21 protein-coding genes are annotated in these 23,456 nt (G+C 64.2%); 4 read left to right on the top strand and 17 right to left on the bottom strand.

The features are described 5' to 3' along the window. Window positions 1–20: 20 nt before the first annotated feature. From napA to CKO27_RS03670, 3 genes are all read right to left on the bottom strand, one after another. Complete coding sequence (gene napA, locus CKO27_RS03680) at window positions 21–2,591, bottom strand: nitrate reductase catalytic subunit NapA (protein ID WP_207280591.1); 2,571 nt, start codon at window positions 2,589–2,591, stop codon at window positions 21–23. Between the two features lie 75 nt (window positions 2,592–2,666). After that, the gene (locus CKO27_RS03675; RefSeq protein WP_200373526.1) at window positions 2,667–3,026 is read right to left on the bottom strand and encodes a chaperone NapD; all 360 of its coding nucleotides are present in this window, start codon (window positions 3,024–3,026) and stop codon (window positions 2,667–2,669) included. Beyond that, complete coding sequence (locus CKO27_RS03670; RefSeq protein WP_200373525.1) at window positions 3,023–3,832, bottom strand: Crp/Fnr family transcriptional regulator; 810 nt, start codon at window positions 3,830–3,832, stop codon at window positions 3,023–3,025. Before CKO27_RS03670 ends, CKO27_RS03675 begins: the two co-directional genes overlap by 4 nt. A gap of 229 nt (window positions 3,833–4,061) precedes the next feature. On the opposite strand from CKO27_RS03670, the gene CKO27_RS03665 reads away from it, so the two are divergent. Beyond that, window positions 4,062–5,981 carry a type IV pili methyl-accepting chemotaxis transducer N-terminal domain-containing protein gene (locus CKO27_RS03665; RefSeq protein WP_207280583.1) on the top strand — a complete coding sequence of 640 codons (1,920 nt, stop codon included), beginning with the start codon at window positions 4,062–4,064 and terminating at the stop codon, window positions 5,979–5,981. Window positions 5,982–6,040: 59 nt separating this feature from the next. After that, window positions 6,041–6,694 (top strand): two-component system response regulator NarL, encoded by a 654-nt coding sequence (gene narL / locus CKO27_RS03660; RefSeq protein WP_200373523.1) that lies wholly within the window; start codon window positions 6,041–6,043, stop codon window positions 6,692–6,694. A gap of 78 nt (window positions 6,695–6,772) precedes the next feature. On the opposite strand, the gene CKO27_RS03655 is transcribed toward narL, so the two are convergent. The 3 genes from CKO27_RS03655 to modD form a co-directional block, all read right to left on the bottom strand. Continuing rightward, complete coding sequence (locus CKO27_RS03655; RefSeq protein WP_200373522.1) at window positions 6,773–7,585, bottom strand: TOBE domain-containing protein; 813 nt, start codon at window positions 7,583–7,585, stop codon at window positions 6,773–6,775. 196 nt (window positions 7,586–7,781) lie between these two features. Continuing rightward, window positions 7,782–8,201: a hypothetical protein gene (locus CKO27_RS03650; protein WP_200373521.1), complete on the bottom strand. Its 420-nt coding sequence runs from the start codon at window positions 8,199–8,201 to the stop codon at window positions 7,782–7,784. 91 nt (window positions 8,202–8,292) lie between these two features. Then, on the bottom strand, window positions 8,293–9,138 hold the full coding sequence (modD, locus tag CKO27_RS03645; protein ID WP_200373520.1) for a ModD protein: 846 nt from the start codon (window positions 9,136–9,138) through the stop codon (window positions 8,293–8,295). Between the two features lie 136 nt (window positions 9,139–9,274). On the opposite strand from modD, the gene CKO27_RS03640 reads away from it, so the two are divergent. Both CKO27_RS03640 and CKO27_RS03635 read left to right on the top strand, forming a co-directional pair. Next, window positions 9,275–11,185 carry a methyl-accepting chemotaxis protein gene (locus CKO27_RS03640; RefSeq protein WP_200373519.1) on the top strand — a complete coding sequence of 637 codons (1,911 nt, stop codon included), beginning with the start codon at window positions 9,275–9,277 and terminating at the stop codon, window positions 11,183–11,185. Window positions 11,186–11,559: 374 nt separating this feature from the next. Continuing rightward, a complete protein-coding gene (locus tag CKO27_RS03635; protein ID WP_200373518.1) occupies window positions 11,560–12,081 on the top strand; it encodes a ferritin in 522 nt (173 codons plus the stop codon). A 265-nt stretch (window positions 12,082–12,346) separates the two neighbouring features. Here CKO27_RS03635 and flgL read toward each other — a convergent pair whose 3' ends face one another. From flgL to flgB, 11 genes are all read right to left on the bottom strand, one after another. Continuing rightward, complete coding sequence (gene flgL, locus CKO27_RS03630; protein ID WP_200373517.1) at window positions 12,347–13,609, bottom strand: flagellar hook-associated protein FlgL; 1,263 nt, start codon at window positions 13,607–13,609, stop codon at window positions 12,347–12,349. A gap of 13 nt (window positions 13,610–13,622) precedes the next feature. Beyond that, on the bottom strand, window positions 13,623–15,761 hold the full coding sequence (flgK, locus tag CKO27_RS03625; RefSeq protein ID WP_200373516.1) for a flagellar hook-associated protein FlgK: 2,139 nt from the start codon (window positions 15,759–15,761) through the stop codon (window positions 13,623–13,625). 70 nt (window positions 15,762–15,831) lie between these two features. Next, a complete protein-coding gene (gene flgJ, locus CKO27_RS03620; RefSeq protein ID WP_200373515.1) occupies window positions 15,832–16,908 on the bottom strand; it encodes a flagellar assembly peptidoglycan hydrolase FlgJ in 1,077 nt (358 codons plus the stop codon). 7 nt (window positions 16,909–16,915) lie between these two features. Next, window positions 16,916–18,004 (bottom strand): flagellar basal body P-ring protein FlgI, encoded by a 1,089-nt coding sequence (locus CKO27_RS03615; RefSeq protein ID WP_242470714.1) that lies wholly within the window; start codon window positions 18,002–18,004, stop codon window positions 16,916–16,918. 123 nt (window positions 18,005–18,127) lie between these two features. After that, on the bottom strand, window positions 18,128–18,832 hold the full coding sequence (flgH, locus tag CKO27_RS03610; protein ID WP_200373513.1) for a flagellar basal body L-ring protein FlgH: 705 nt from the start codon (window positions 18,830–18,832) through the stop codon (window positions 18,128–18,130). A 22-nt stretch (window positions 18,833–18,854) separates the two neighbouring features. Beyond that, on the bottom strand, window positions 18,855–19,646 hold the full coding sequence (gene flgG / locus CKO27_RS03605; protein ID WP_200373512.1) for a flagellar basal-body rod protein FlgG: 792 nt from the start codon (window positions 19,644–19,646) through the stop codon (window positions 18,855–18,857). Between the two features lie 29 nt (window positions 19,647–19,675). After that, window positions 19,676–20,419, bottom strand: a complete 744-nt coding sequence (gene flgF / locus CKO27_RS03600) for a flagellar basal-body rod protein FlgF (protein ID WP_200373511.1) — start codon at window positions 20,417–20,419, stop codon at window positions 19,676–19,678. Window positions 20,420–20,444: 25 nt separating this feature from the next. Further along, window positions 20,445–21,806, bottom strand: a complete 1,362-nt coding sequence (flgE, locus tag CKO27_RS03595) for a flagellar hook protein FlgE (RefSeq protein ID WP_200373510.1) — start codon at window positions 21,804–21,806, stop codon at window positions 20,445–20,447. 44 nt (window positions 21,807–21,850) lie between these two features. Next, complete coding sequence (locus CKO27_RS03590; protein WP_200373509.1) at window positions 21,851–22,555, bottom strand: flagellar hook assembly protein FlgD; 705 nt, start codon at window positions 22,553–22,555, stop codon at window positions 21,851–21,853. An 11-nt stretch (window positions 22,556–22,566) separates the two neighbouring features. Beyond that, a complete protein-coding gene (gene flgC, locus CKO27_RS03585) occupies window positions 22,567–22,986 on the bottom strand; it encodes a flagellar basal body rod protein FlgC (protein WP_200373508.1) in 420 nt (139 codons plus the stop codon). A 4-nt stretch (window positions 22,987–22,990) separates the two neighbouring features. Next, window positions 22,991–23,395 carry a flagellar basal body rod protein FlgB gene (flgB, locus tag CKO27_RS03580; RefSeq protein WP_200373507.1) on the bottom strand — a complete coding sequence of 135 codons (405 nt, stop codon included), beginning with the start codon at window positions 23,393–23,395 and terminating at the stop codon, window positions 22,991–22,993. Between the last annotated feature and the right edge of the window lie 61 nt (window positions 23,396–23,456).

Here is a 23,456-nt window from a genome sequence, read left to right as displayed (position 1 = left end):
CGATCCCAGGGCGACGTCAATCAAGCCCGCACCACCTTGCACGCGCATTTTTTGTAATCCGTCTCTTTCGACAGCGGATCGGTCGCGTCCAGGGTCAGCTTGTTGACCAACCGGTTGGCGTCGAACCAGGGGACGAAGACCAGCCCATCTGGCGGACGATTGCGCCCTCGGGTCTCGATGCGCGCCTTCATCTCGCCGCGCCGGGTGGAGATGACCGCGACCTGGCCGTCGCGCAGACGCCGCCGTTTGGCGTCCTCCTTGCTCATGTAGATCACCGCGTCGGGCACGGCGCGATAGAGTTCGGGCACGCGCCGGGTCATGGAACCGGAGTGCCAGTGCTCCAGCACCCGACCGGTGCAGAGCCAGAGATCGAACTCGGCGTCCGGACTCTCGGCGGCCGGCTCATAGGGTGCGAAGATGATGTTCGCCCGTCCGTTGGGGTTGCCGTAGAAATAGACATCGCCCTTGGCGACCTCGGGATTGAAGGCGCGCACATGAGGGTCATAGCCCTCGCGGAAGCGCCAGAGCGTCTCCTTGCCGTCGATGACCGGCCAGCGCAGTCCGCGCGTCTCGTGGTAGCGCTGGAACTCGGCCATCTCATGGCCCTTCTTGATGATGTCCGGGGCGGAGTTGAAACGCCGGTATTCCTCGAACAGACCCTTTTGCACGTAGTAGCCGAAGTCCTGGCTCTCATGGTTTTGGTAGGCGTTGCCCCGGTCGTCGAGGATCTGGCCCTCGTAGGGAAAGGCATCGACCTGACCGTTGGTATAGAGCACCTCGTAGAGTGTCTTGCCCGCGTATTCCGGCATCTTTTCGACCAGCTCGGGCGGCCAGACCTCCTCCACCTTGAAGCGCTTGGCGAATTCCATGATCTGCCAGACATCGGACTTGGACTGGCCGGGCGCGGCGACCTGCTCGCGCCAGAACTGGGTGCGCCGCTCGGCGTTGCCGTAGGCGCCTTCCTTCTCGACCCACATGGCGGTCGGCAGCACCAGGTCGGCCGCCTGGGCCGAGACGGTCGGATAGGGATCGGAGACGGTGACGAAGACCTCCGGGTTGCGCCAGCCGGGATAGGACTCCTCGTTGAGGTTGGCGGCGGCCTGCATGTTGTTGTTGCACATCTGCCAGTAGCAGTTGAGCTTGCCGTCTTTCATCATGCGGTGCATGAGCACGGCGTGATAACCGATCTTGCCGGGGACCGTCCCGTCCGGCAGCTTCCAGATCTTCTCGGCGAAGGCGCGATGCTCGGGCTTGGTGACGACGAGGTCCGCCGGCAGACGGTGCGCGAAGGTGCCGACCTCACGCGCGGTCCCGCAGGCCGAGGGCTGGCCGGTGAGCGAGAAGGGGCTGTTGCCGGGCTCGGAGATCTTGCCCATCAGCAGATGGATGTTGTAGCAGCCGTTGTTGGCCCAGACGCCCCGGGTGTGCTGGTTGAAGCCCATGGTCCAGAAGGAGCTGACCTTCTTATTCGGGTCCGCGTAGGCTTTCGCCAGGCGCAGCAGGTTCTCCGGGGGCACGCCGGATAGCTTGGCGGTGTACTCCAGCGTGTAGGGCGCGACCTGTTTGGCGAACTCCTCGAAGCTCGACGGGAGTTTCTTGTCGACGCCCGCGTTGGCGGCCTTCTTCTCCAGCGGATGTTCGGGCCGCAGCCCGTAGCCGATGTCCGTGGTCGCGGTCTCGAACTGCACGTGCTTGTCGATGAAGTCCTGGTTATAGGACTTGGTCTCGATGATGTAATTGGCGATGTAGTTGAGGATCGCCAGATCGGTCTGGGGGACGAAGACGATGGGGTTGTCGGCCAGCTCGAAGCAGCGATGCTCGTAGGTCGAGAGCACATGCACCTCGCAGCCCGGCCGCGACAGGCGCGTATCGGTCAGACGTGACCAGAGGATGGGATGCATCTCGGCCATGTTGGCGCCCCAGAGCACGAAGACATCCGCATGCTCCAGATCGTCGTAACAGCCCATGGGCTCGTCGATCCCGAAGGCGCGCATGAAGCCGACCACGGCGGTCGCCATACAGTGCCGGGCGTTGGGGTCCAGGTTGTTGGAGCGCAGCCCGGCCTTGAGCAGCTTGGAGGCGGCGTAGCCCTCCCACACCGTCCACTGACCGGAACCGAACATCCCGACCCGCGAGGTCATCTCATCGACCGTCTTGCCCGCGTTCTCTTCCATGGAACGCCGGATGGACTTCTTCCATTGCTCGGCCATGACGTTGAAGGCCTCGTCCCAGGTCACCGCCTCGAACTCGCCGTCCTTGGCGAATTTGCCGTCGCGTTTGCGCAGCAGCGGCTGGGTCAGACGGTCCTGACCATAGAGGATCTTGGGCAGGAAATAGCCCTTGATACAGTTCAGGCCCCGATTGACCGGCGCGTCCGGATCGCCCTGGCTGGCGACCACATGCCCGTCCTTGACGCCGACCAGCACCGAGCAGCCGGTGCCGCAGAAGCGGCAGGGGGCCTTGTCCCAGCGGATGCCCGGATCGACCAGCGGATCCTGGGGCTGGGCGAGCGACTCCGCCGGCAGGACCACGCCGGCCGCGGCCGCCGCGGCGAATGCCGCCTGGGACTTGATGAATTCACGCCGGGTCATGGTCACGGGTGGCTCCTCCTGGGATGTCGATGTGCGTTCGCTTGGATCGAGGCCGCGAGTGGGGTGCGCCCGGCCTCAACCCTCGGCGGTGACTGGATCCGCGCTCAGGGCGCGTCCGTCGCAGTGATAGATGAGAACGGCGGCGGTCACTCCCTCGACGAGCGTCAACGACCCGAGCCGATCGACCGCCTTGTGCCCGGTGCCGTCTTCGATCGTGACCACGAGCCTGTCAACCTCGGTGCCGCCATGGACCTCGACGCCGGCCAAACCCTCCAGCCGAGCGGCGACCTCCAGCCCCCAACCGGGCCGAGTCCGCACGACGCAGCTCAGGATATCCCCGTCGAGCGGCGCGCCCGCGGCCTGATCCGATGTCTCCAAAGACCCCTCGGCATCGGATTCCCGAGTCGAGCCCGGACGCTGATCCTCTCGTTTCATGATGGCCGGACCCCTATGTCGACTGGTGCCCTCGCGACGCCCATCCCAGGAGGTCCATCGATGCCGGCCAAGGCCCGCAGCCGCGTCAGGGATGGAATCCGGATCTGGCGGCGCTCCACCTCGATCAGCCCCTTGCGCGCCAGGCCGTGCAACTCGCGCGAAAAGGTCTCGGGGGACACATTGAGACTGGAGGCGACCACCGACTTGGCGGCCGGCAGGGTCAGCCGGCCCTGGTCCGCCTCCCGCCAGTCCGATTCGGCCTCGCGCAGCAGAAAACCAGCGATACGCTGCCCCGCCGAATGCAGACAGCAGGCTTCCAGATCGGCGGTGAGACGCTGGGTGCGCTCGGCCATGAGAGTCAGCATCCTGAAGGCGACCTCCGGCCAACGCTCGATGGCACGACGCACCCGCGGCAACTTGACGTACAGCAGGTGCGAATCGGCCAGCGCCTGCGCATGCAGCGGATAAGGCTGACCGAGAAAGGCCGCCGCCTCGGCGAAGGTCTGACCCGGCAGCACGATGTCGAGCACCCGCTCCGCCCCCTCGGACGAGAGCACCGCGAGCTTGACGCGACCGCTGATCAGCACGTAGAAGCCGTCGAGCCGCTGGCCCTTCTCGCACAGCACCTGATCGCGCGTCGCGGAGCGCGAACGGCAGCCGCCCGCGATCGATCGCAACGCCTCGCGCGGAAGGGATCGAAAACCGGGAACCTTCTCGAGCAGCGGGAGACAGGTCTTCTCGAGATCCGTGCGATTCACGTCGGCGCGTTCCTCATCGGGTGGCATGGCGGTCGTGGGCCTGATCATTCTTGATCCAAGGCAAGACTAGGCTTTCCACTGAGTGACGCAAGACGCCGGATGGCCGAGAAAGACAGTCTGAAATACCCCCTTGGTGGTAGTCGACCAGAGAGATCAAGCCATTGAAACCGCTAACGATCAATCACCAAGGCTGGTCATCCGGGCCTACTGAACTCCCCGCCGGACGTTTTGGTGATACCTCCTTTGATCCAGCCCCGCCACGGCTCGGGGAACCGGCATGAGGATGTCCGGCGCGACCAGACCCGCGCGCCATCCCATACTGATCGTCCTGGGGCTCCTGATGGCCGGGGTCATCGCCCTGGGCGTAACCGGCATGCTGACTTCGATCTTCATCGCGGAAATCAACCAGGGCATGGCGGCCGCGGTGAATCAATCCGGCACCCTGCGGATGCAGTCCTACCGAATCGGGGTAGCGCTGGCGGACGACCGCGTATCGCGGCCGGAGTCTCGCATCGAGGTCAAGCGACTGGTCGTGGAATACGAGCAGCGACTGGTCAGCCCTCGGCTCACGGAGGCGCTTCCAGCCAACGCTAGCGACCCGGTTCGGCTCGCCTACGAGCGGGTACGCTGGCGCTGGACCAATGAAATGCGCCGCGCCCTGACGCGGTTCATCGACGCCACCCCCGAATCCCCCGAGACGAACGCCGGACGTACCGCCTACCTGGACCGGATGGACGACTTCGTCGACGACATCCACGCCCTGGTGCGCATGCTGGAGGAACGCGCCGAACATCGCATCGATCTCCTGCGCTGGATCCAGGCCAGCGCGCTCGTCCTGACGGTCGCCCTGGTGCTGGTCAGCCTGGTGGTCGTCCAGCGCCGGGTGGTCGAACCACTCGCGGAGTTGCTCGACTGCGCCGACCGCGCCCGGCGCGGCGATTTCTCAGGCCACACGCGCTTCGTCGGCGGCGATGAGTTGGGGCGGGTCGGGGCGGCGATGAACCTCATGACCCAGGGGCTCTCCCAAATCTATGGCGAACTGGAGGAGCGGGTCGCGGACAAGACCCGCGACCTGGAGCGCTCCAATCGATCCCTGTCCCTGCTCTACCGAACCAGCCGCGCGCTCGACGAGGCACCGCTCACGGACGCGGTCCTCGATCGGGTCATTGAGGACATCCGCGACCAGATCGGATTCGCGGAGGTGGCCATCTGTCTGCGCGATGACGTCCGCCCGCGCGGACAAGGCGACCTCGGCACGGCTCCACCCCGCCAGCCGGCTGCGGCCTGCCCCGTGCACGATTGCGGTCTGTGCGCGGGTCCGGAATTGGCCGCGACCTTCGGGCTGGACTCGGCGGACGGCGTTCGGTCGGACAGCAACCGGATCGCCAGCCTGTCGATTCGCGACCCGGATCGCGTTTACGGTACCCTGCGCGTCGCCCTCGCCCCCGGCAGAACGCTCGAGCCCTGGCAGCAACCGCTCCTGGAGTCACTGGCCGGACAACTGGCCACCGCCCTGCGCCTGATGGGCCGGATGCACGAAGGGCGACGCCTGGCCCTGCACGAGGAGCGCGGCATCCTGGCGCGCGAGCTGCACGACTCGCTGGCCCAGTCGCTGTCCTACCTCAAGATCCAGGCCGTGCGCCTGGATGCCGCGCTGCGCGAATCCCCCACGGCCCCAGATCGAAAGCTGCCCTCCCCCGCGGAGATCCTGAGCGAGATGCGCGAGGGCATCAGCAGCGCCTACCGTCAACTGCGCGAGCTGCTGACGACCTTCAGGCTGCGGATCGACGGCCGGGGACTGGCCAACGCGCTGGCCGAAACGGTCGAGGAATTCCGCCGGCGCACCGACATCGCGATCCGGCTCGACGACCGACTGCCGTCCGGGCTGCTCTCGCCGAACGAGGAAGTCCATGTGATGCAGATCATCCGCGAGGCGCTTTCCAACGTGACGCGCCATGCCCAGGCGAGACACTGCTGGATCCAGCTCGACAGCGCCGAGGGCGAGATCCGAGTCGAGATCAGGGACGATGGCCAGGGCCTCGCCGGGAGGCTCCCCGGCCCAGGACACTACGGCATGACCATCATGAAGGAGCGCGCCCTGACCCTGGGCGGCTCGATCCAGATCGAGAGCACACCATCCGGAGGTTCCCGCGTCAGCCTGGCGTTTCGCCCGCGCGGGCTCAACTGGGCTGGCTGACGGCCTTCGCGATCATCCTGAACGAGCGCGCCGCGAGCCGCGCCGGAGGCAGAGACAGCATGCACGAAGCCATCGAGACCCGCGTCCTGGTCATCGACGACCACCCGCTGTTCCGCAAGGGGGTAGCGGACCTGATCGCCATGGAACCCGAGTTGCGCCTGGTTGGCGAGGCCGCCGACGGTGCCGCCGGATTGGATCTGGCCCATGAACTCCAGCCCGACCTCATCCTGCTCGACCTCGACATGAAGGGTCTGGACGGGATCGAGACCCTCAAACGGCTGCGCGCCGACGAGTCGCTCGACGCGCGTATCCTCATGCTCACCGTCTCCGACACCGAGAGCGATGTCGTCGCCGCGCTGCGCGCCGGCGCCGACGGCTACCTGCTCAAGGACATGGAGCCGGAGGACATTCTGGAGAGGCTGCGCGAGGCCATGCGCGGTCGACTCGTCATCAGCCCCAGGCTCACCGAACTGCTCGTCCGAGCGCTGCGCGACGCCCCGGCCCCCAGGGATCCCGATCAAGCCGACCTGACCCCAAGGGAACGCGAGATCCTGGACCGGCTCGCCCAGGGCTGGAGCAACAAGCTCATCGCCCGCGAACTCGATGTCGCGGTCGGGACCATCAAGGTCCACGTCAAACACATTCTCAAAAAGCTTGGTCTGAAGAGCCGAGTCGAGGCGGCGGTCTGGCTGGTGAACGCGCGCCAGCCTTGATGGCCGGAAGCTGAACGGCGCGATCCCAGACGCGATTCGCGTTGGCCGGAACCAACCTGAGTGATGACAGCGCTTCGTTCAGTCCCTCACGGCCAGGATGACATGCGGCGCCTTGATCAGCGCGCAGGCGCGATCACCCTCGGCGAGTCCAAGCTCGGTCGCGCTTTCGCGGGTGATCATGGCGGTCAGGCGCGTACCGCCGTCGAGCGCCAGCACCACCTCGGTGTTGACCGCGCCCTCGGTGATGTGCTCGATCGTGCCGCACAGCCGGTTGCGCGCCGAGGTGCGCAGCCCGCCGTCCTCCGTGGACAGGATGACGAAGGACGCCTTGATGAGCGCGAAGGCTTCCACGCCGACCGCCAGCCCCAGCGACTGGACGCTTTCATTGGTGATGATGGCGACCAATGGGGTACCGTTGATGTCGAGCGTCACCTCGGCGTTGACCGCGCCGGGCTTAATGGCCGCGACAATACCGCGCAGATGGTTTCGGGTACTGACCTTCATGCCCAGGACGCCAAGCAAGGATTGAAAGTGATCGAAATCCTGGACGCTCCGGCTCAGGCGTTCGAGAAAGCGGCGGTGCTCCTGCTCGGCGGCCTCGTAGACGAGGATCAGGCGTCGTCCCTCGTCCGTCAGCTCGGTTCCGCCCCCATGACGCCCGCCAGCCTGGCGCCGAACCAGGGGCCGCGCCGAGAGGTTGTTCATGGCATCGACCGAATCCCAGGCCTGTTTGTAGGACATGGCCATGGACCGCGCCGCTTGCGAGATCGAGCCCGTCTCGCCGATGCGGCGCAGCAGATCGATGCGGCCATGCCCGACGAAACGGTGCTGGTTCAGATCCAGCCGCAGCGTTCCGCTGGTTTCCAGCCCCTCTTCCGTGGTTTGGGTCATGCGCGTCGGGCTCCGGAGGCTGGCGGGTTACGTTATGTTTTTTATAACAGATCGATAGACATAAACTCAATCGAGTGGGCCGCCTAAGGATCGCCCTGTTCGGGCGATTTTGGGCCGGCGTTCTTGTCGGGTTGGCCACGGGATCGGGATGGCCTGGACGAAATCCGACAGGGAATCGAGCGGTTCCTGGTTTCGCCTATCCGAGGATCTTCTCGTAGGCGAGCCGCAGCAGCGCCAGTTCGACCGGCGGCAGACCGCGCGCCTGGGTCAGATCGATGAAGATTCCGCCGCTGGCCTCGACCGGCTCGAAGGGCGGATCGATACTGGTGAAACGGGCGAGGAAGACCTCGGTCATCCCCTCGGTCGAGGCGACCTGGCCGCGAAATCCGGACTCGACCTCCAGGCTGCCGCCCGGCAGACCGAGCCGGGTCTCGGCGTCGCGCAGCAGAAAGGCTGGATGCGAGACCAGGTTGCTCCCGTCGCCAGAATCCCGACTCAGTTCCGCCGGTTCCGGCAGAGCGGAGAAGCCACAGACCCCGCCATATTCGAGCTTCAGGAAACGGGTACGGGCGCTGGTGGATTGCTTGTGATACATGATCAGACGGGGGTTGGGCATGTCAGTTGTCAGTTGTCAGTTGTCAGTTGTCAGTTGTCAGGCTCCGTGAACTTTCAGCAGTTTCCGTGCCTTTTCCCCGAGGACTGAGCGCTCACTCAACAAAAAACCGCACCTGTACATCCCGTGGCGGCGCCAGGTGCGGGGCCGTGGTGACCAACAGACGCGCGCCGGCGCGGGCATAATCCTCGGCGTTGCGGGCGTTGATGCCGCCAGCGGCGGCGACCAGGGTGTTCGAGCCACGCGCGGCGAGCGCGGCGACCACCTCGGCCACCGCCTGGGGCGGAAATTTCTCCAGTTGCAGCACATCCGCCTCGGCCCAGTCCAGCGCCTCCTCGGGCGTGTCGACCTCGACCACCACCCGCTTTTCCGGACATTGACGGCGCAGTCGGGCGATCGTCTCGGGGGGGCGCTCGCCGCCCAGGAATAGTCGATGCTCGGCGAACACCAACAGGGTTTCCGAGAGACCGCCGCGATGCATGACCGCTCCGCCGGCTCGGAACGCCTTGACCGCGAGCCGGCGATTTCCGGGGACGTTCTTGCGAGTGCCGGCGACCAAGGCGTCAGGGTGACCAAGACGGGCGGCGGTCTGAATCTCGGCGGCGCTGGTGGCGATCCCGGAGCACCATTCGATCAGGGTTTGGGCGGTCTTCCAGGCCCGATGCAAGGCCCCGGCGCGGCCGCTCGCCTCCAACAATAGGGTCTCGGTCGGCACCTCGCCCCCCGACGGCGTCCGGAGTTCGGCGTGCGCGCCGCACAATTGAAACAGACGCACGGCCTCCTCGACGCCGCAGGCCACCATGGGGTCGCGGGCGAGGAAGCGGATGCGTCCCGATCGGGCGGCGATGCCCAGCGAGTCGGTGGTGAGATCACCGAAGGGGACATCTTCGTTAAGCAGTGCCTGAAGATCCTGGTCACCGAGAACTGGCGGGGGCATCATGATCGTGTTCCTGACTGGGTTGGGACATGGCGGCCAGAGGCGCGCGCCTGCTCTGGCCTTGATGGCAATCGAGGATTCAAGCATGCATTCTTCTTGCCGTCATAGAGGACGCTAATCGGGGATTAAGGAGGACGTCGTGCTGAAACACCTGAGCATTGGTTATCGTGTACTGATTGGATTCGCACTCATCAGCCTGTTGAGCCTTGGGCTCATCCTGCCGCTGGCGATGGGAGCGTTGGGTGCCCTGTCCGACCGTGCCGAGTCCCGCGAGTTGGAGAGCCGGTTTCTCGCCCTGAGCGGCGAGATCGCGACCCAGGGTGAACTGGCCGAGGCGCTCAGCGCGGTCGTGGCGCGGATGCCGCCGGTGCAAGAGGCCTTCGCCGCGGGTGATCGGGAACGCCTGAGCGCCCTGACCAGCCCGGTTTTCGACTACATGCGCGAGCATTACGCCGTCAGTCAGTTCCAGTTCCTCACGGCGCCGGCGACGTCTTTTCTGCGTCTGCACATGCTCGATCGCTATGGAGATGACCTGACCGCGATCCGCCGGACAATCGTCGAGGCCAACCGCACCCAGAAGCCCGTCAGGGGACTCGAGATTGGCGTGGCCGGATTGGGGCTGCGCGGTGTCGAGCCGGTCTTCCATCAGGGGCGTCATGTAGGGGTCGTGGAGTTCGGGATGTCCTTTGGCCAGCCGTTCTTCGATCGTTTCAAGGCGCGCGCGGGCGCCGACGCGGCGCTGCGGATACCCGATAAAGGCGGGTTCAAGACCTTCGCGGGCACCATCGAGGGCGAAGGCGCCTTTGATCCGGAGGAACTGCGCGACATCATGGATGGCGAGACCCTGACGCGCCGTATGGAGCACGGGGGAATCCCGGTCGTCGCCTATGGCCGGCTGGTGGGCGACTTCTCGGGCGCCCCGGTCGGCGTACTCGAGATCATGATCGATCGGAGCCAGGCCCTGGCCTTCCAACGCCAGGCCCTGTTCTCGATCCTGGGACTCGGCGCCCTGCTGTTGCTGGGCGGTCTGGCGCTGGCCTGGTTCACGGCGCGCGGCATCTCCAGGCCGATCCGGGGCACGGTCGAGAGTCTGCGCTCGATCGCCGAGGGCGACGGTGATCTGACACGCCGCCTCCAGGCGGATGGACGCAATGAATTGGCCGATCTCGCGCGAGCCTTCAATAGCTTCGTCGACAAGGTTCAGGATCTGATTCGCCAGATTTCTGGAATTTCGGCGCAACTCGCCGCCGCGGCCGAGGAACTCTCGGTCACCAGCGGTCAGACCAACCAGCAGGTTCGGCTCCAGCAGGCCGAGACGGATGGGGTGGCGACCGCGATCAACGAGATGACGGCAACGGTCGAGGAGGTCGCACGGCACGCCGCCGAGGCGGCCCGCGTGGTCCATGAAACCGATCGCGAGGCCGATCGCGGTGATCAACTCGCTCGGCAAACGGTGATCGCCATCGAGGCCCTGGCGGGAGAGATCGAGCAGGCCGGTCAGGTCATCGCCCGGCTTTCCGACGATAGCCGTGAGATCGGCGCGGTGCTCGATGTCATTCGTGGCGTGGCCGAGCAGACCAATCTTCTGGCGCTCAACGCGGCCATCGAGGCGGCGCGCGCGGGCGAGATGGGGCGCGGCTTCGCGGTCGTCGCCGACGAGGTGCGGACCCTGGCCAGTCGCACCCAGGCATCGATCGAGGACATCCGAGACAAGATCGAGCGCGTTCAGTCAGGCTCCGCGGGCGCCGTGCGGGTGATCGAGAAGAGCGAGCAGCGCGCGCGGGAGAGCGTGGAGCAGGCCAAGCGCGCCAGCGAGTCGTTCCAGAGCATCGGTCGCTCGATCACATCGGTCAACGACATGAACACCCAGATCGCGAGCGCGGCGGAGGAGCAGAGCGCGGTCGCCGAGGAGATCAACCGCAACATCCACACCATCGGTCGAACGGTCGATCAAACGGCCACCGGTTCCTTGCATCTGGCGCGGGCGAGCGAGGAACTGGCGCGTCTGGCGGCGGAGATCCAGGACCGGATCGGGCACTTCCGGATCTGATGCTGGCCGTTTCCAGAGTGGCCGTGGGTAGCGCTCCAACTCGCAGGATGGGCAGAGCGAGAGCGATGCCCATCCTGTACGCTCCGAGGCCCAAGAAGTGGTGCCCCAATCAAGAGGATCGGCGCGTGGGAGCGGCTTACAGCCGCGAAAAACCTCGCGTCGGCGCTCATCGCGGCTAAAATCCGCTCCCACGAAATTCTATCGATTGGGGCGCTACCAATGATAGAACCTCGTGCCAGAGGCGAGGCGACCTGGCCGAGCGGATCGCGTTCTCCGTTTCCGGGGCGGTGGATTCGACGACGACCGTCCGCACATAAGGAATCCCTGGCCCGGACCGGCGGCTCGCCCATTTCCCTATCAGGAGTAGATTAAAGATGATTTCCAACGAGATGGCGCAGCGCATCAACACCCAGATCAACCGCGAGATGTATTCCGCTTATTTCTATCTGGGGCTCTCGGCTCAAGCCGAGACCATGAATCTGAAGGGCGTGGCCGCCTGGTTCCTCGCCAAGCACGGCGAGGAATTGGCGCATGCGCTGAAGATGTACCGTTATCTGATCGATCAGGACGCGCGGGTTCAGTTGTCTGAGGTGGCCGCGCCGGCGAGCGTGGACGGCGGCGTGCTTCCCATGTTCGAGCGCACGCTGGAGCATGAGCGCGGGGTCACCGCCACGATCAACGAGATGGTCGATTTCGCCTTGTCCGCGAAGGACCACGCCACCAACATCTTCCTGCAATGGTTCGTGACCGAGCAGATCGAGGAAGAGGCGACGGTGAAGGACATCATCGGGCGCGTGCGGCTTTTCGGCGACCAGGGTCAGTCGCTGCTCATGATCGACAACGAGCTGGCGGCCCTCGCGAAACAAATCGGCCAAGGTGCCGCGACCGCCGCCTGAGTGTTTACTCGCGTTCGCGGAGGTGGGTGATGAGCAAGAAAGCCGAAAAGTGCTGCAAGAAATACCGCGAGCAGAAGCGCTGCAAGAAATGCCCGAAGCGTAAGGCGGATCTGATCGGCTAATGGTCTAGAGCGAGTGTTGGGGTGAGCGAACCCCAACCGCACCCCATCTATTTCACCCCGACCTCGGATGATGGCCGGGAGCTTCGCTTTTGGTCGCACCTCGACAAGGCGGTATCTATTTGCTGATTTCGTGGTGGCGCGGATTAAAGGAAGTCGAAGAGCGAGAGTCGGCTGACCTGGACGTAGGTCTGCTGGGCGGCTTGCAGGACGACCTCCTGGAGCTTGAAGCGGCTGATGGCCTCGGCGTAATCGAGATCGCGGACCTCGGAGAGCGTGGTCTCCAGATCGAGCTGGCGCTGTGAGTTGATGTCGGTCTGGGTGTCGAGCGCGCCGAGCCGTAGACCGACGGAGGTGCGGATTTCGTTGAGACGCCCGTTGCTGGAGTCGATGTTGAGCAGGGCGGTACTGCTGGCCTCGGCCAGGCGTTCGCGACCGGCCTCGTCGCTGACTGGAGCCTCCAGGGCGGTGGCGATGGCGTCGAGCGTGTCAAAGAGACTGACTGTGGGCGCCGGGCGGACGATCACCTCGTCGCCGGTGTCGGGCGTGCCGGTGCCGGTCAGGGTGATGGCGCGGCCGGCGAATTCGATTGGCATGTCGGACTGGTATGTGCCGGTGATGGGGAGACCAGTGTCGTCGTCAAGGACGGCGTTTGGCGGGTCCGCGTCGTCGTACACGGCGTATTCCATGGTGCCCGCGTTGTCCGTGAACTGGATGCTGAAGCTGGCCGTGGGATCGAGCGCGTATTCGTCGTAATCCTTGATCTCGGCCCGCTGGACGACGAGATCGCCCGTATTGCTCGGCGGTATGCCCCCCTCCACCACCAGACCGCTCTTCTCGGGGATATCCATGAAGACAGACTGGCCGGTGTCGCCGATCGGAATATCGCGGGTCGCGCTGACGGCGACCTGACGCACGGCGCCCACTCCGTCGGCCCCGACATAGGACACCCGTCCCGCGGCGTTCTCGACGAAGGGTTTTTCGAGTGATCGCGTACCGGCGAATAGATACTCGCCGTTGGCGTCCTGGGTGTTGGCGAGGGCCAGGATGTCGTCGCGCAGTTGGCGGATTTCGCTCGCCATGGTCTTGCGGTCGGAAGCGTTGTAGGTGGCGTTGTTGCCGGTAAGGACCAGTTCGCGCACCCGTTGCAGCTTGGTGTCGGCCGCGTCGATCTGGGATTCCTCTTGCTCCAGCTTGGGCTGGGCCAGGGTGACGTTGCGCTGATGCTGCTCGGTCGCGCCGATGGCCGCTTGCAGCATGACCGACTGGGTCGCGCCGCTGGGGTCGTCGGAGGGCGTGAGGATGCGCCGCCCCGTGGCCATCTGGAGGCTGGTGTGATTGAGATCCACCTGGGCGCGCTGCATGGACGAGACGCCGGATTGGAAGAGCTGGCTGGTGGAAATGCGCATGGACTCCTCCTTATCAGCGGACGGCGTTGAGCAGCGTGTCGAACATGGTGCTGGTGGTGGAGATCACCTGCGCCGCGGCCTGGTAGGCCTGCTGGTAGCGAAGCATGTTGGCGGCCTCTTCATCCAGGTTGACGCCCGAGATCGCCTCGCGCTGCGCCCGCGCCTCTTCCAGCATGGTGTTGCTGGAGTCGCGGGTGATCTGGGCCTGGCGGGTCTGGGTTCCGACACTGGCCAGGATGCTGGTGTGGCTGCCCTCGATCGTCGCCTGTCCCTGCACAAGGCGGACGTTTTGCAGATCGCTCATGGCGAGGATGTTGCGGTTGTCCCCTTCCTGGCCGGCATTGCCGCTGACGATGAATTCGTCGCCGTCCTCGGGCGTGCCCTTGAGCTTGAGTTCCCAGCCTTTGGTGGTGATGGTGGTGAACCCGTCCTTCAGTGTCACCGCCTCCGCCGGAAGGGCGACATCGTCGACCAGATAGTCGGTCCCGTCGTAGCTGACGATCGCCCGAGCCTTCAGTATGTCGGGGTCGCTCGCATCGACCGCGCGCACGCTCTCGATGGTCGCCTCGCCGGTATTGAGGTCGCTGCTTTCGGCCTTGACCGCGGCGGCGGCGGCGATCTCCTGGGGCTCGGTGATCGCGACCTTGAGACCGTCGGCGGCGAAGCGGGTCGGCTGGATCAGCCAGCTATCGCCCGTCGTGGCCGTGGCGATACTGGCGGTATTAATGCTCAGTCCGTCGGCCGTGCGAATGGCGGTCGGCTCGATGTCCCATGAACCAGCGGTCGTGATACCAGAAGTGTCAATGCTTAAACCGCCGCCAACGTGGATCTTAGAGCCGGGTGGATCTTCCGCCAGAGTCACTGACGTCCCATCCGAATCCTCCAAAGTAAAACTGCTTCCATCGGGGGAGGCCAATGTGTAACCACCCATATCGAATTTGGACGCATCCGAAACGGTGATTCCAGGCTCCTCGATAGTGCCAGTTGGGGTCACTTGCAATTCAGGCACAAGCTGAACGGCGGTGTTATCCGGCAGCCGCGTCAACCGAAAATCCGTTCCGTTGCTCGTCAACCGATAGTCGTTCGGGTTGAGTTTGGTGACATCATCGATGGTAACGCCGGGACTTGCGGTCAGGCTGTTCCCGGCCTTGGGGCTGACGCTCACCTTCGGCAGCGTAAAGATGTCCTGGCCCGGATCGCCGTTCAGATCCAGTCCCAGACGGTTCTGCTCGTTGAAGGCGGTGGCCAGATTGAGCGCGACCAGCCCGAGCTTGTTCTGGGCGGTGTCGATCATGCCGCTGCGTGTCTCCAGCAGCCCGCCGATCTCGCCACCGGTCATGAAACGGGTGACGTTGGTCGGTTGACCGCTCGCGGTGCTCTTGAGCCCGATGTCCAGATTCACCGGATCGCCCGAGAGATGATCCGCGACCAGTTGATTGGCGCCCCCGGCCATGACCAGCGACTGGCCGTTGCCGATGAAGACGTTGACGGCACCGTCGTCCTGGGTGGTGGTGTTGACCTCGATCTTCTCGGCCAGTTTATTGAGGATGTTGTCGCGACGGTCGAGCAGATCGTTGGGCGGGCTGCCGCCGACGAAGCCGGAAACAATCTGACGGTTGAGATCGGCCAGCGACTCGGCGTATTGATTGATCTCCTCCACCGTGGTCTCGATCCGTCCGTTGACCAGGGTGCGCTGCTCCTCCAACTGGCTGTTGATCTGGGCGAACCGATCGGTCAGGGTGTCGGCCTCGTTGAGCATGACGGTGCGCGCCGAGAGCGAGGTCGGGTCGTTGGCGACGTCCTGCACCGACTTGAAATAGTTCTCCAGTACGGGCGCCAGCCCGGTGCTCTCGTTGGCGAGCAGACGGTCGACCCGTTCGGCGAAGGCGGCGCGCACATCGCCGTTGGCGGCGTTGGTGAGGCTGGTGCGCAGTTGCGAGTCCACGAGATCGTTCTGGAGCCGCCGCACGGTGGAGATCTCGACCCCCTGCCCGAGATAGTGCCCACCCAGCCGCTGTGGATTATTGGTCGAAAACTCCACCCGCTGCCGGCTGTAACCCTCGGTCGAGGCATTGGCGATGTTGTGTCCGGTGGTCGACAGGGCACGCTGAAAGGCCAGCAGGCCAGAGATTCCAGTTTGCAGTGTGCTCATTGACTCCACCCGTTCGTCATGAATGCGGTGCGCGGGTCGCGCCCTCGCGGTTCAAGGGCGAGTTGTCGCTTCACCCCTTGGGGATATCGGCCCCGTTGCTCGAAACTTGAGTCTCGGCCTTGGTCTCGACGGCGGCGGCGAGTCCCAGTACGCGCTCGCGGATGCCGAGGATCTTTGAAGCATAGCGGGGATCGGTGGCATAGCCGGCCTTTTGGAGCCCGCGAATGAATTCCTCGCCCGTGCGGCTCTCCAACGCTTGTCCATAACGCGGATTTCGGCGCAGAAAGGCGACATAGTCGACGAAGGACTCCGCCGGGGTGTCATAGACGCGGAACTTGGCCTGCTCCCGACTGGCGACGCCGTTGCGATACTCCAGTGTACCGACCGAGACCTTGTCGCCCTGCCAGCTCCGGTCCGCCTTGATGCCAAAGAGATTGAAACTGCTGCGTCCGTCGGCGCGCCGTGGGACGTGCTTGCCCCAGCCGGTCTCCAGGGCGCTTTGCGCCAACAGGACCGTTGTATCCATGCCCAGGGTTTCGGCGGCCTGATCGGCGTAGGGCTTGAGATAGGCGACGAAATCCTCGGCGTCGCGCGGCGGCCATCGACCCTGGCCCGTGATCGCGATCCCATTTCCGGTAGCCTTGATGCTGGTGGCGGCCGTTTCCGGCTTGGCTTCCGGCTTGGCCTCCGCCTGACTCGCCGGCTTGGATACGGCATCCACGGCGGCGTCGACTTTCCGACGCTTGACGCTCCTGAGCCAGGGATTACGCTCGGGGACAAGCAGATTCTCCGGATCGCGCTCCGCGCCTTCCTCGCTCAGTTCGGGGGCCAGTTGGCGCAGCAGGGCCTTGCGGATTCCCAGACCATCGCCCTCGCTCATGGCCGTCGCGATCTGTTGATCGTAGAGGTCTTGATAGAGTCGAGTCTGATCGGAGTCGAAGAGCCCGCTCCCGAGCGTGGCCGAGCGCATCCGATTCATCATCTGCCCGATCAGAAGCGACTCGAAGGCTCGGGCGGCGGCCTCGATGCCGGCGGCGTCGCCGCCGCGCGCGGACTGGGCCAACCCGGCGTAGGAGGTCGGATCAACGGTCAGTCCGGTCAGCGAGGTCGTGGAGCCGAGCCCAAGCGTGGCGCTGGAGGAAATCATGGCGGCCTCAGATGATGATCAGCTCGGCGCGCAGGGCACCGGCCTCGCGCAGGGCCTCAAGGATGGCGACCAGATCGCCGGGCGCCGCGCCCACTTCGTTGACGGCCTCGACGATATCGCCAAGCGCGGTGCCCGGAGCGAAGAGGAACATGCGGTTTTTATCCTGCTTGACCTCGACGTCGCTCTGCGGAACCACGGCGGTCTGACCGCCCGCGAAGGCCCCCGGCTGCGAGACCTGTGGATTCTCGCTGATGGTCACCGTGAGGTTGCCGTGCGAGATGGCCGCCGGGCGCACCGTGACGCCCGCGCCGATGACGATGGTGCCGGAGCGGGCGTTGATGACGACCCGCGCCGGCGGTTCGGCCGTTTCGACCTCGAGGTTCTCAAGCACGGAGATGTAGGAAACGCGCTGCCCCGCATCTTCCGGCGCGCGCACCTGAATGGACGAGCCATCGAGCGGCTGGGCGACATCGCCGCCGAGGTTCTCGTTGATGACATCCGACATCCGTTGGGCGGTGGTGAAATCCGGACGCCGCAGATTCAGAACCAGATAATTGCCCTGGGCGAAACCGCTCGGAACCTCGCGTTCGACCGTCGCGCCATTGGGAATGCGACCGACGCTGGGCACATTGACCGTGATGCTACTGCCATCGGCGGCGCCGGCACCAAATCCACCGACCGTGAGATTGCCTTGCGCCATGGCGTAGATCTGCCCGTCCGCGCCCTTCAGGGGCGTCATCAGCAGGGTGCCGCCGCGCAGGCTCTTGGCGTTGCCAAGGGACGAGACGGTGATGTCCATCCGCTGACCCGGCTTGGAAAAGGGCAGTAGGTCGGCGGTAACCATGACGGCGGCGAGATTCTTGGTCTGGGGATTGACCCCCTCGGGCACCGTCACGCCCATTTGCCCGAGCATGTTCTTCAGGCTCTGGACGGTGAAGGGCGCCTGGGTCGTCTGGTCGCCGGTGCCATCCAGGCCCACTACCAGACCGTAGCCGACCAACTGGTTGTCGCGAACGCCGGCGACCGTGGCCAGATCCTTGATCCGTTCCAGGCCGGGCACGACCCAGTCGCCCTCCCCGCCGAGATCGTCGATCATCGCCTCGTTACCGGCCATCGGGCCGGTCGAGCCGAGCATGAGCCCCGTCAGGAGGAGCGCGGTGCCTAGGGTTGTCTGGATCCTGTTCATGAGCGACCTCGTTGGTGCGTGGCGGCGATCTGGTCAGATGGGCCAGACCGGGCTGTTGAAGAAGCGCGACAGCCAGCCTTGCTTGTTGCTGTCGTGCAGCGCGCCGGTTCCACCATAGTAGAGTTGGGCGTTGGCGACCTGGGTCGACTGCACGGTGTTCGCCGTGGTGACATCCTTGGGCCGAATGATCCCGCGCAGACGCACGTACTCGTTACCCTGATTGATGCCGAGCCATTTCTCGCCCTGGACCACCAGGTTGCCGTTCGGCAGCACCTCGGCGACCGTGACCGTGATCTCGCCGGTGAGCTGGTTGCTCTGGCTGGAATCGCCCGAGCCGTCGAAGGTGCGTCCACCAGTGGCCGAGGCGCCGAAGAGCTTCAGATCCGAGTCGAGCAGCGTCTTGCCGGCCACCGTCAAATTGCCGACATCCATCTCGACATTCGAATCCTTCGAGGTCGAGGTCGCCGATGATTTCTTGGCGTTGGTATTCTCGGCCAGCATCACGGTCACCAGATCGCCGACGCGCCGCGCCTTGTCGTCCTCGAACAGCCCTGGTCCCTGCGCCGGCTGGAAGATGGCGCCATTGTTCGCCGAGGCCGGCCGGGGGGCGATCGGGGCCGCGGGACGGTATTCGGCCGCGTCGCCGGGCTTGGGTGGATTGAGGGTGCCGCATCCAGTGAGAACGGCGGCGGCCAGCAGGCCGGCGAGTATCTTCAGGCAGGCGTTCATGATGTTCATACCCTCCACCGACCCTCGGCCCCTAGCGGGCCAGATTGTTGTTGACGAACTGGAGCATGGAGTCGGCCGCGGCGATGGCCTTGGAGTTGACCTCGTAGGCGCGCTGGGTCTCGATCATGTTGACCAGCTCTTCCGCCATGTTGACGTTGCTGGTCTCCAGGGCGCCCTGCGTCACTTTTCCGACGCCGTTCTCTCCCGGATTGGACTGCTGCGCGGCACCCGAGGCGCCGCTCTCCAGATAGATGTTCTCGCCGACCGCCTGCAGACCGGCCGGATTGATGAAATTGGCGAGCTGAATCGCCCCCAACTCGACCGGCGCGGCCTCGTCGGGCAATTGGGCGCTGATGGTTCCATCCTTGCCGATACTGATGCTCTGGGCGTTCTCCGGGATGACGATTCCCGGTTGCAGGGCATAGCCGTTGGACATCACGACCTGGCCATCGGCGTTGATCTGGAAGCCGCCGTCGCGGGTGTAGCCGAGTTCGCCGTTCGGCATGAGGATCTGGAAGAATCCCTGCCCCTCGATGGCCAGGTCCAGTGAATTCTTGGTCTGAACGATGCCGCCCTGTTCGAACAGCTTTTCCGTCGCCACGGTGCGCACGCCCGTGCCGAGCAAGAGCCCGGAGGGAAGCTGGGCCTCCTGCGTGGCCTGGGCGCCGGGCTGGCGGATCGTCTGATAGAGCAGATCCTCGAACACCGCCCGGCCCTTCTTGAAACCGTTGGTGTTGACGTTGGCCAGGTTGTTCGAGACCACGGACATACGGGTCTGCTGCGCGTCGAGCCCGGTCTTGGCGATCCAAAGCGCTTGATTCATGGTCTACTCCCGATGCCCGTCTGGTCCGGCTAACCGGTCCCCAGCAAGCGGTTATGGCTCTCTTCGAGTTTGTTGGCGGATTCCATCATCTTGACCTGGGTCTCGAAGCCGCGCGAAAGCTCGATCATGCGCGTCAAGGCCGCCACGGTATTGACGTTGCTGGTCTCCAGCATCCCGGTGACGACCCGAACATTGGCGTCCGCCGGGGGAACCTCGCCTCCTTCCGAAGCACGAATCAGGCCATCCTCGCCCCGGCTCAGCGTCTCGGTGTCCGGATCAACCAGACGAATCCGGTCGACGGCCGCCAGGGCACTGGGGGCCGAGCCGGTCGGGCGGATGGTGATGGTCCCGTCGGTCCCGATGAGCAGGCTCTCGTTCTCGGGGATGGTGATGGGTCCGCCTCCGCCGAGCACCGCCAGGCCGCGCTCGTTGCGCAGTACGCCGGTCGCGTCGACATGCAGATTGCCGGCCCTGGTATAGGCCTCGCCGCCATCGGGCGCCTGCACGGCGATGAAGCCCTCGCCCTGGATCGCGATATCCAGGGCGCGGCCGGTGCTCTGTAGGGCGCCGTGGCTGAAGTCGATGGCCTCGTTGCCGACCTGCACATAGTCCCGCGAGTCGTACACCGGCCCACGCACGGGCGTGGTTTCCGCCACCGCCAGGGCCTGACGAAAGCCGTGAGTGTTGGCGTTCGCCAGATTTTGGTTGTTGATGGACAGCGCATGTGCCGTTTCCTTGGCGCCGGACATCGCGAGATAGAGGAAACGGTCCATGACTCACACTCCGCCCAAGACGGCATCAACGGATGTTGATGATGGTCTGGGTAATCTGATCGGCGGTGGAGATGGTCTGGGCGTTCGCCTGATAGTTGCGCTGCGCCGTGATCAGGCTGACCAGTTCCTCCGCTAGATCGACGTTCGCCGCCTCCAGTCCGCCGGACTGGATGAGACCCAGGTTGCTGGTGCCGGGATCACCGAAGGTGGGATCGCCCGCCGCGAAGGTCTCGGCCCAGTTGTTGTCGCCAAGTTGCTGCAAACCCTGTGGGTTCTTGAAATTGGCCAGCGCGACCTTGCCGAGGATTCCGGATTGTCCATTGGAATAGCGGGCGAAGACCACACCGGTCTGATCGACATCGAATCCGGTCAGGCGTCCGGTGGTAAAGCCATCCTGCGAGAGATCGCTAACCGAATACTTGGTGCCGTATTGAGTCAGGTCTGCAATATCGATTGAAACTTCATTGGTGGGTACGGGCGGAGTTTTTGTCGTATCGACGTAGCCAATAGTGGCGCCATTGTTTGGCAGATAGTTTGTCGCCAGATCGAATTTTGGCTTCCAGGGCAAACCGGTGGTCTTCGTAGTATCAAGATTGCCGTTCGAGTCAAAAAAGATGTTTTTTGTTTGTGATGCATCTGGCGTCTTGCCAGGAATCAATCCATCGAGTTCCGCATAGACCTTCCATTCGCCTGGCGTTGATTTAACGGGATCTGCTACCGTTCCCGTGCCAGTCCCTAGCTTAAGATAATAAAGAGTCATGGTGCGCGGCGTACCGAGAGAATCGTATACCGTCACCGAGGTGGAGTAGTTAAAAGTATTGGGATCATCGACATCAATGACTGTGATTGGCGCACCCTTCGAATCAACCGGAGGCATAGCATCCGATACCAGATTCATAGCGGCATCCACAGACTCAGTTGCTGCGGGAGCATTGTCGCCAAATTCGAGTTTCAGATCGTCCAGCGTACCAGTATTGAAAGTCGTATCCGTCACGCCAGTCTCGTTCGGCGGATAGACCTGCAGGTGCTGGCCATTGCTATTGACCACGAAGCCATCGCGATCCACCTGGAACTGACCGGCACGGGTGTAGCTTCGACCGCCGTCATCGTTGAGGACGAAGAACCCCTGTCCATTGATGGCCAGATCCAGGGAATTCTCGGTGTACTCGATATTGCCCTGGGAAAACTGCTGGGTGGTCGCCCCCAGACGCACGCCGGAGCCGATGGCCGTCTTGCTGATGCCGCCGTAGGCCTGGGCGTAGACATCGGCGAACTCGGCGCGCGACTGTTTGAAACCAACGGTCGCGGTATTGGCGATGTTGTTACCCGTGACCTGAAGATCCGCCGCGGCGGCCTGCAACCCACTCAATCCGATGCGAAAAGGCATGATGTCATCTCCCGATGTCTAAGCCGAGGCGTGGGTCCGGTCCGCTAACCGACCCGTTGCACGCTGGAAAAACCGATGGTCCCCATCCCCTGCACATTGAGCATGAGACCACCGCTGCTACTGTCCACGGAAACGCTCTTGACCTGCCCGTCGAGCAGGGTCGTGAGGGCCTCGGTGGCGCCTTCGGTCTGGGCGGTCACGCTGAATTCGTAGGTTCCCGCGGGCGCGGCCGTACCATCGTCCAGGAAGCCATCCCATTCGAACTCCTGGAGACCGGCGCTCAGCGTGCCCAGATCCAGGGTGCGGACCAATTCGCCACCAGCACCGTAAATATCGACCTTGACCTGTCCGGCGGTGGCGGACAGATCCACCGCGCCGCTGACACCCTGCCCCTCGGAAAGCTCCGCCGTACTCGACGGAATCAGGACGTCCTTGCCCACCAGCGCGGCGGCCTCCAGGGTCTGCCCCTGAAGCAGGGTCTTTGACAGGCCCTCGAACGAGGTGGTGAGTTCCTGGATACCGGTCAAGGTCGAGAACTGGGCCATCTGCGCGACGAAGGCCTCGTTGTCGACCGGATTGGTCGGATCCTGATTGGTCAATTGGGTGATCATCAGATTGAGGAAATCCTCCTGTCCGAGATCCTCGCTATTCGCGGAGGATGACTTGGAGCCGGTTCCCGTCGTCGCCGACGTGGTTCCATACCCGCTGAGCCCGAGTCCACCCAGATAATCCGTGCTTAATTCAGCCATGCCATTCGCTCCTAGTTCTGACCGACCTGAAGTGTGCGCGTCAATAATTCACGCGAGGTATTCATGACCTCGATATTCGCCTCATAGCTGCGCGAGGCGGACATCATATTGGCCATTTCCTCGACCACGCTGATCGCCGGGCGAAAGACATAACCATCGTCATTGGCCAGCGGATGATTGGGCTCGTAGGTCGGAATCGGTTCCGCCGTGGAGTCGACGATGCCCGAGACCCGCACCGGAATGGCCACGCCGTTCGGATCCTCCTGATCCATCACGGCCTGAAAGAGCACCTGTTTCGATTTGTAGGTTGCTTCCGGGGTCGTGGCGGCGGTCGAGGCATTGGCCAGATTGGAGGCGACGGTATTGAGCCGCACCGATTGCGCCGTCAGGGCCGAGGCGGAGGTATTGAAGACACGAAACAGATCGCTCATGACGTTACTCCTTTCTCAGAGCGGCGCGGATGCCCGAAACGCGACGGTTCAGGAATTCGAGCGTGCTCTGATAGTGAATGGTGTTCTCGGCGAAGGCCGCGCGTTCGAGTTGCGGGTCGACCGTGTTGCCATCCAATGATGGTTGCGCGGGAATGCGATAGAGCAACTCGGGCTCCTCCGCGGACGCGGATCCCTTCGGCGTCAAATGATTGGCGCGCGTCCTGGCCAGTTCCAGTCCGCTCCCCTGCCCTTCCAACTCCGCCAGGGTCTTGCTGAAATCGAAATCGCGCGACTTGTAGTTCGGCGTGTCGACATTGGCCAGATTCGAGGCCAGCAACTCCGCGCGACGGGCCTTGAGATTCACGGCGGCCGGCAGAATGCCGAAGGCTTTGTCGAGAGAGAGACTCATGGCGCACGCTTCCGCGAGTTGGGTTACCAGGGATACAGCAACCCTTGTGCCACGAGCCAGG

Source organism: Thiocystis violacea (assembly GCF_016583575.1).
Classification (GTDB): domain Bacteria; phylum Pseudomonadota; class Gammaproteobacteria; order Chromatiales; family Chromatiaceae; genus Thiocystis; species Thiocystis violacea.
The sequence above is the reverse complement of the archived record's forward strand: the minus strand, read 5'-3'. Positions and strand labels throughout refer to the sequence as shown.

Excerpts from the sequence above, each read along its gene's own strand:
- napA (WP_207280591.1), bottom strand. The coding sequence starts at position 2,591 with ATGACCCGGCGTGAATTCATCAAGTCCCAGGCGGCATTCGCCGCGGCG.
- CKO27_RS03675 (WP_200373526.1), bottom strand. The coding sequence starts at position 3,026 with ATGAAACGAGAGGATCAGCGTCCGGGCTCGACTCGGGAATCCGATGCC.
- CKO27_RS03670 (WP_200373525.1), bottom strand. The coding sequence starts at position 3,832 with ATGATCAGGCCCACGACCGCCATGCCACCCGATGAGGAACGCGCCGAC.
- CKO27_RS03665 (WP_207280583.1), top strand. The coding sequence starts at position 4,062 with ATGAGGATGTCCGGCGCGACCAGACCCGCGCGCCATCCCATACTGATC.
- narL (WP_200373523.1), top strand. The coding sequence starts at position 6,041 with ATGCACGAAGCCATCGAGACCCGCGTCCTGGTCATCGACGACCACCCG.
- CKO27_RS03655 (WP_200373522.1), bottom strand. The coding sequence starts at position 7,585 with ATGACCCAAACCACGGAAGAGGGGCTGGAAACCAGCGGAACGCTGCGG.
- CKO27_RS03650 (WP_200373521.1), bottom strand. The coding sequence starts at position 8,201 with ATGCCCAACCCCCGTCTGATCATGTATCACAAGCAATCCACCAGCGCC.
- modD (WP_200373520.1), bottom strand. The coding sequence starts at position 9,138 with ATGATGCCCCCGCCAGTTCTCGGTGACCAGGATCTTCAGGCACTGCTT.
- CKO27_RS03635 (WP_200373518.1), top strand. The coding sequence starts at position 11,560 with ATGATTTCCAACGAGATGGCGCAGCGCATCAACACCCAGATCAACCGC.
- flgL (WP_200373517.1), bottom strand. The coding sequence starts at position 13,609 with ATGCGCATTTCCACCAGCCAGCTCTTCCAATCCGGCGTCTCGTCCATG.
- flgK (WP_200373516.1), bottom strand. The coding sequence starts at position 15,761 with ATGAGCACACTGCAAACTGGAATCTCTGGCCTGCTGGCCTTTCAGCGT.
- flgJ (WP_200373515.1), bottom strand. The coding sequence starts at position 16,908 with ATGATTTCCTCCAGCGCCACGCTTGGGCTCGGCTCCACGACCTCGCTG.
- CKO27_RS03615 (WP_242470714.1), bottom strand. The coding sequence starts at position 18,004 with ATGATCGACGATCTCGGCGGGGAGGGCGACTGGGTCGTGCCCGGCCTG.
- flgH (WP_200373513.1), bottom strand. The coding sequence starts at position 18,832 with ATGAACATCATGAACGCCTGCCTGAAGATACTCGCCGGCCTGCTGGCC.
- flgG (WP_200373512.1), bottom strand. The coding sequence starts at position 19,646 with ATGAATCAAGCGCTTTGGATCGCCAAGACCGGGCTCGACGCGCAGCAG.
- flgF (WP_200373511.1), bottom strand. The coding sequence starts at position 20,419 with ATGGACCGTTTCCTCTATCTCGCGATGTCCGGCGCCAAGGAAACGGCA.
- flgE (WP_200373510.1), bottom strand. The coding sequence starts at position 21,806 with ATGCCTTTTCGCATCGGATTGAGTGGGTTGCAGGCCGCCGCGGCGGAT.
- CKO27_RS03590 (WP_200373509.1), bottom strand. The coding sequence starts at position 22,555 with ATGGCTGAATTAAGCACGGATTATCTGGGTGGACTCGGGCTCAGCGGG.
- flgC (WP_200373508.1), bottom strand. The coding sequence starts at position 22,986 with ATGAGCGATCTGTTTCGTGTCTTCAATACCTCCGCCTCGGCCCTGACG.
- flgB (WP_200373507.1), bottom strand. The coding sequence starts at position 23,395 with ATGAGTCTCTCTCTCGACAAAGCCTTCGGCATTCTGCCGGCCGCCGTG.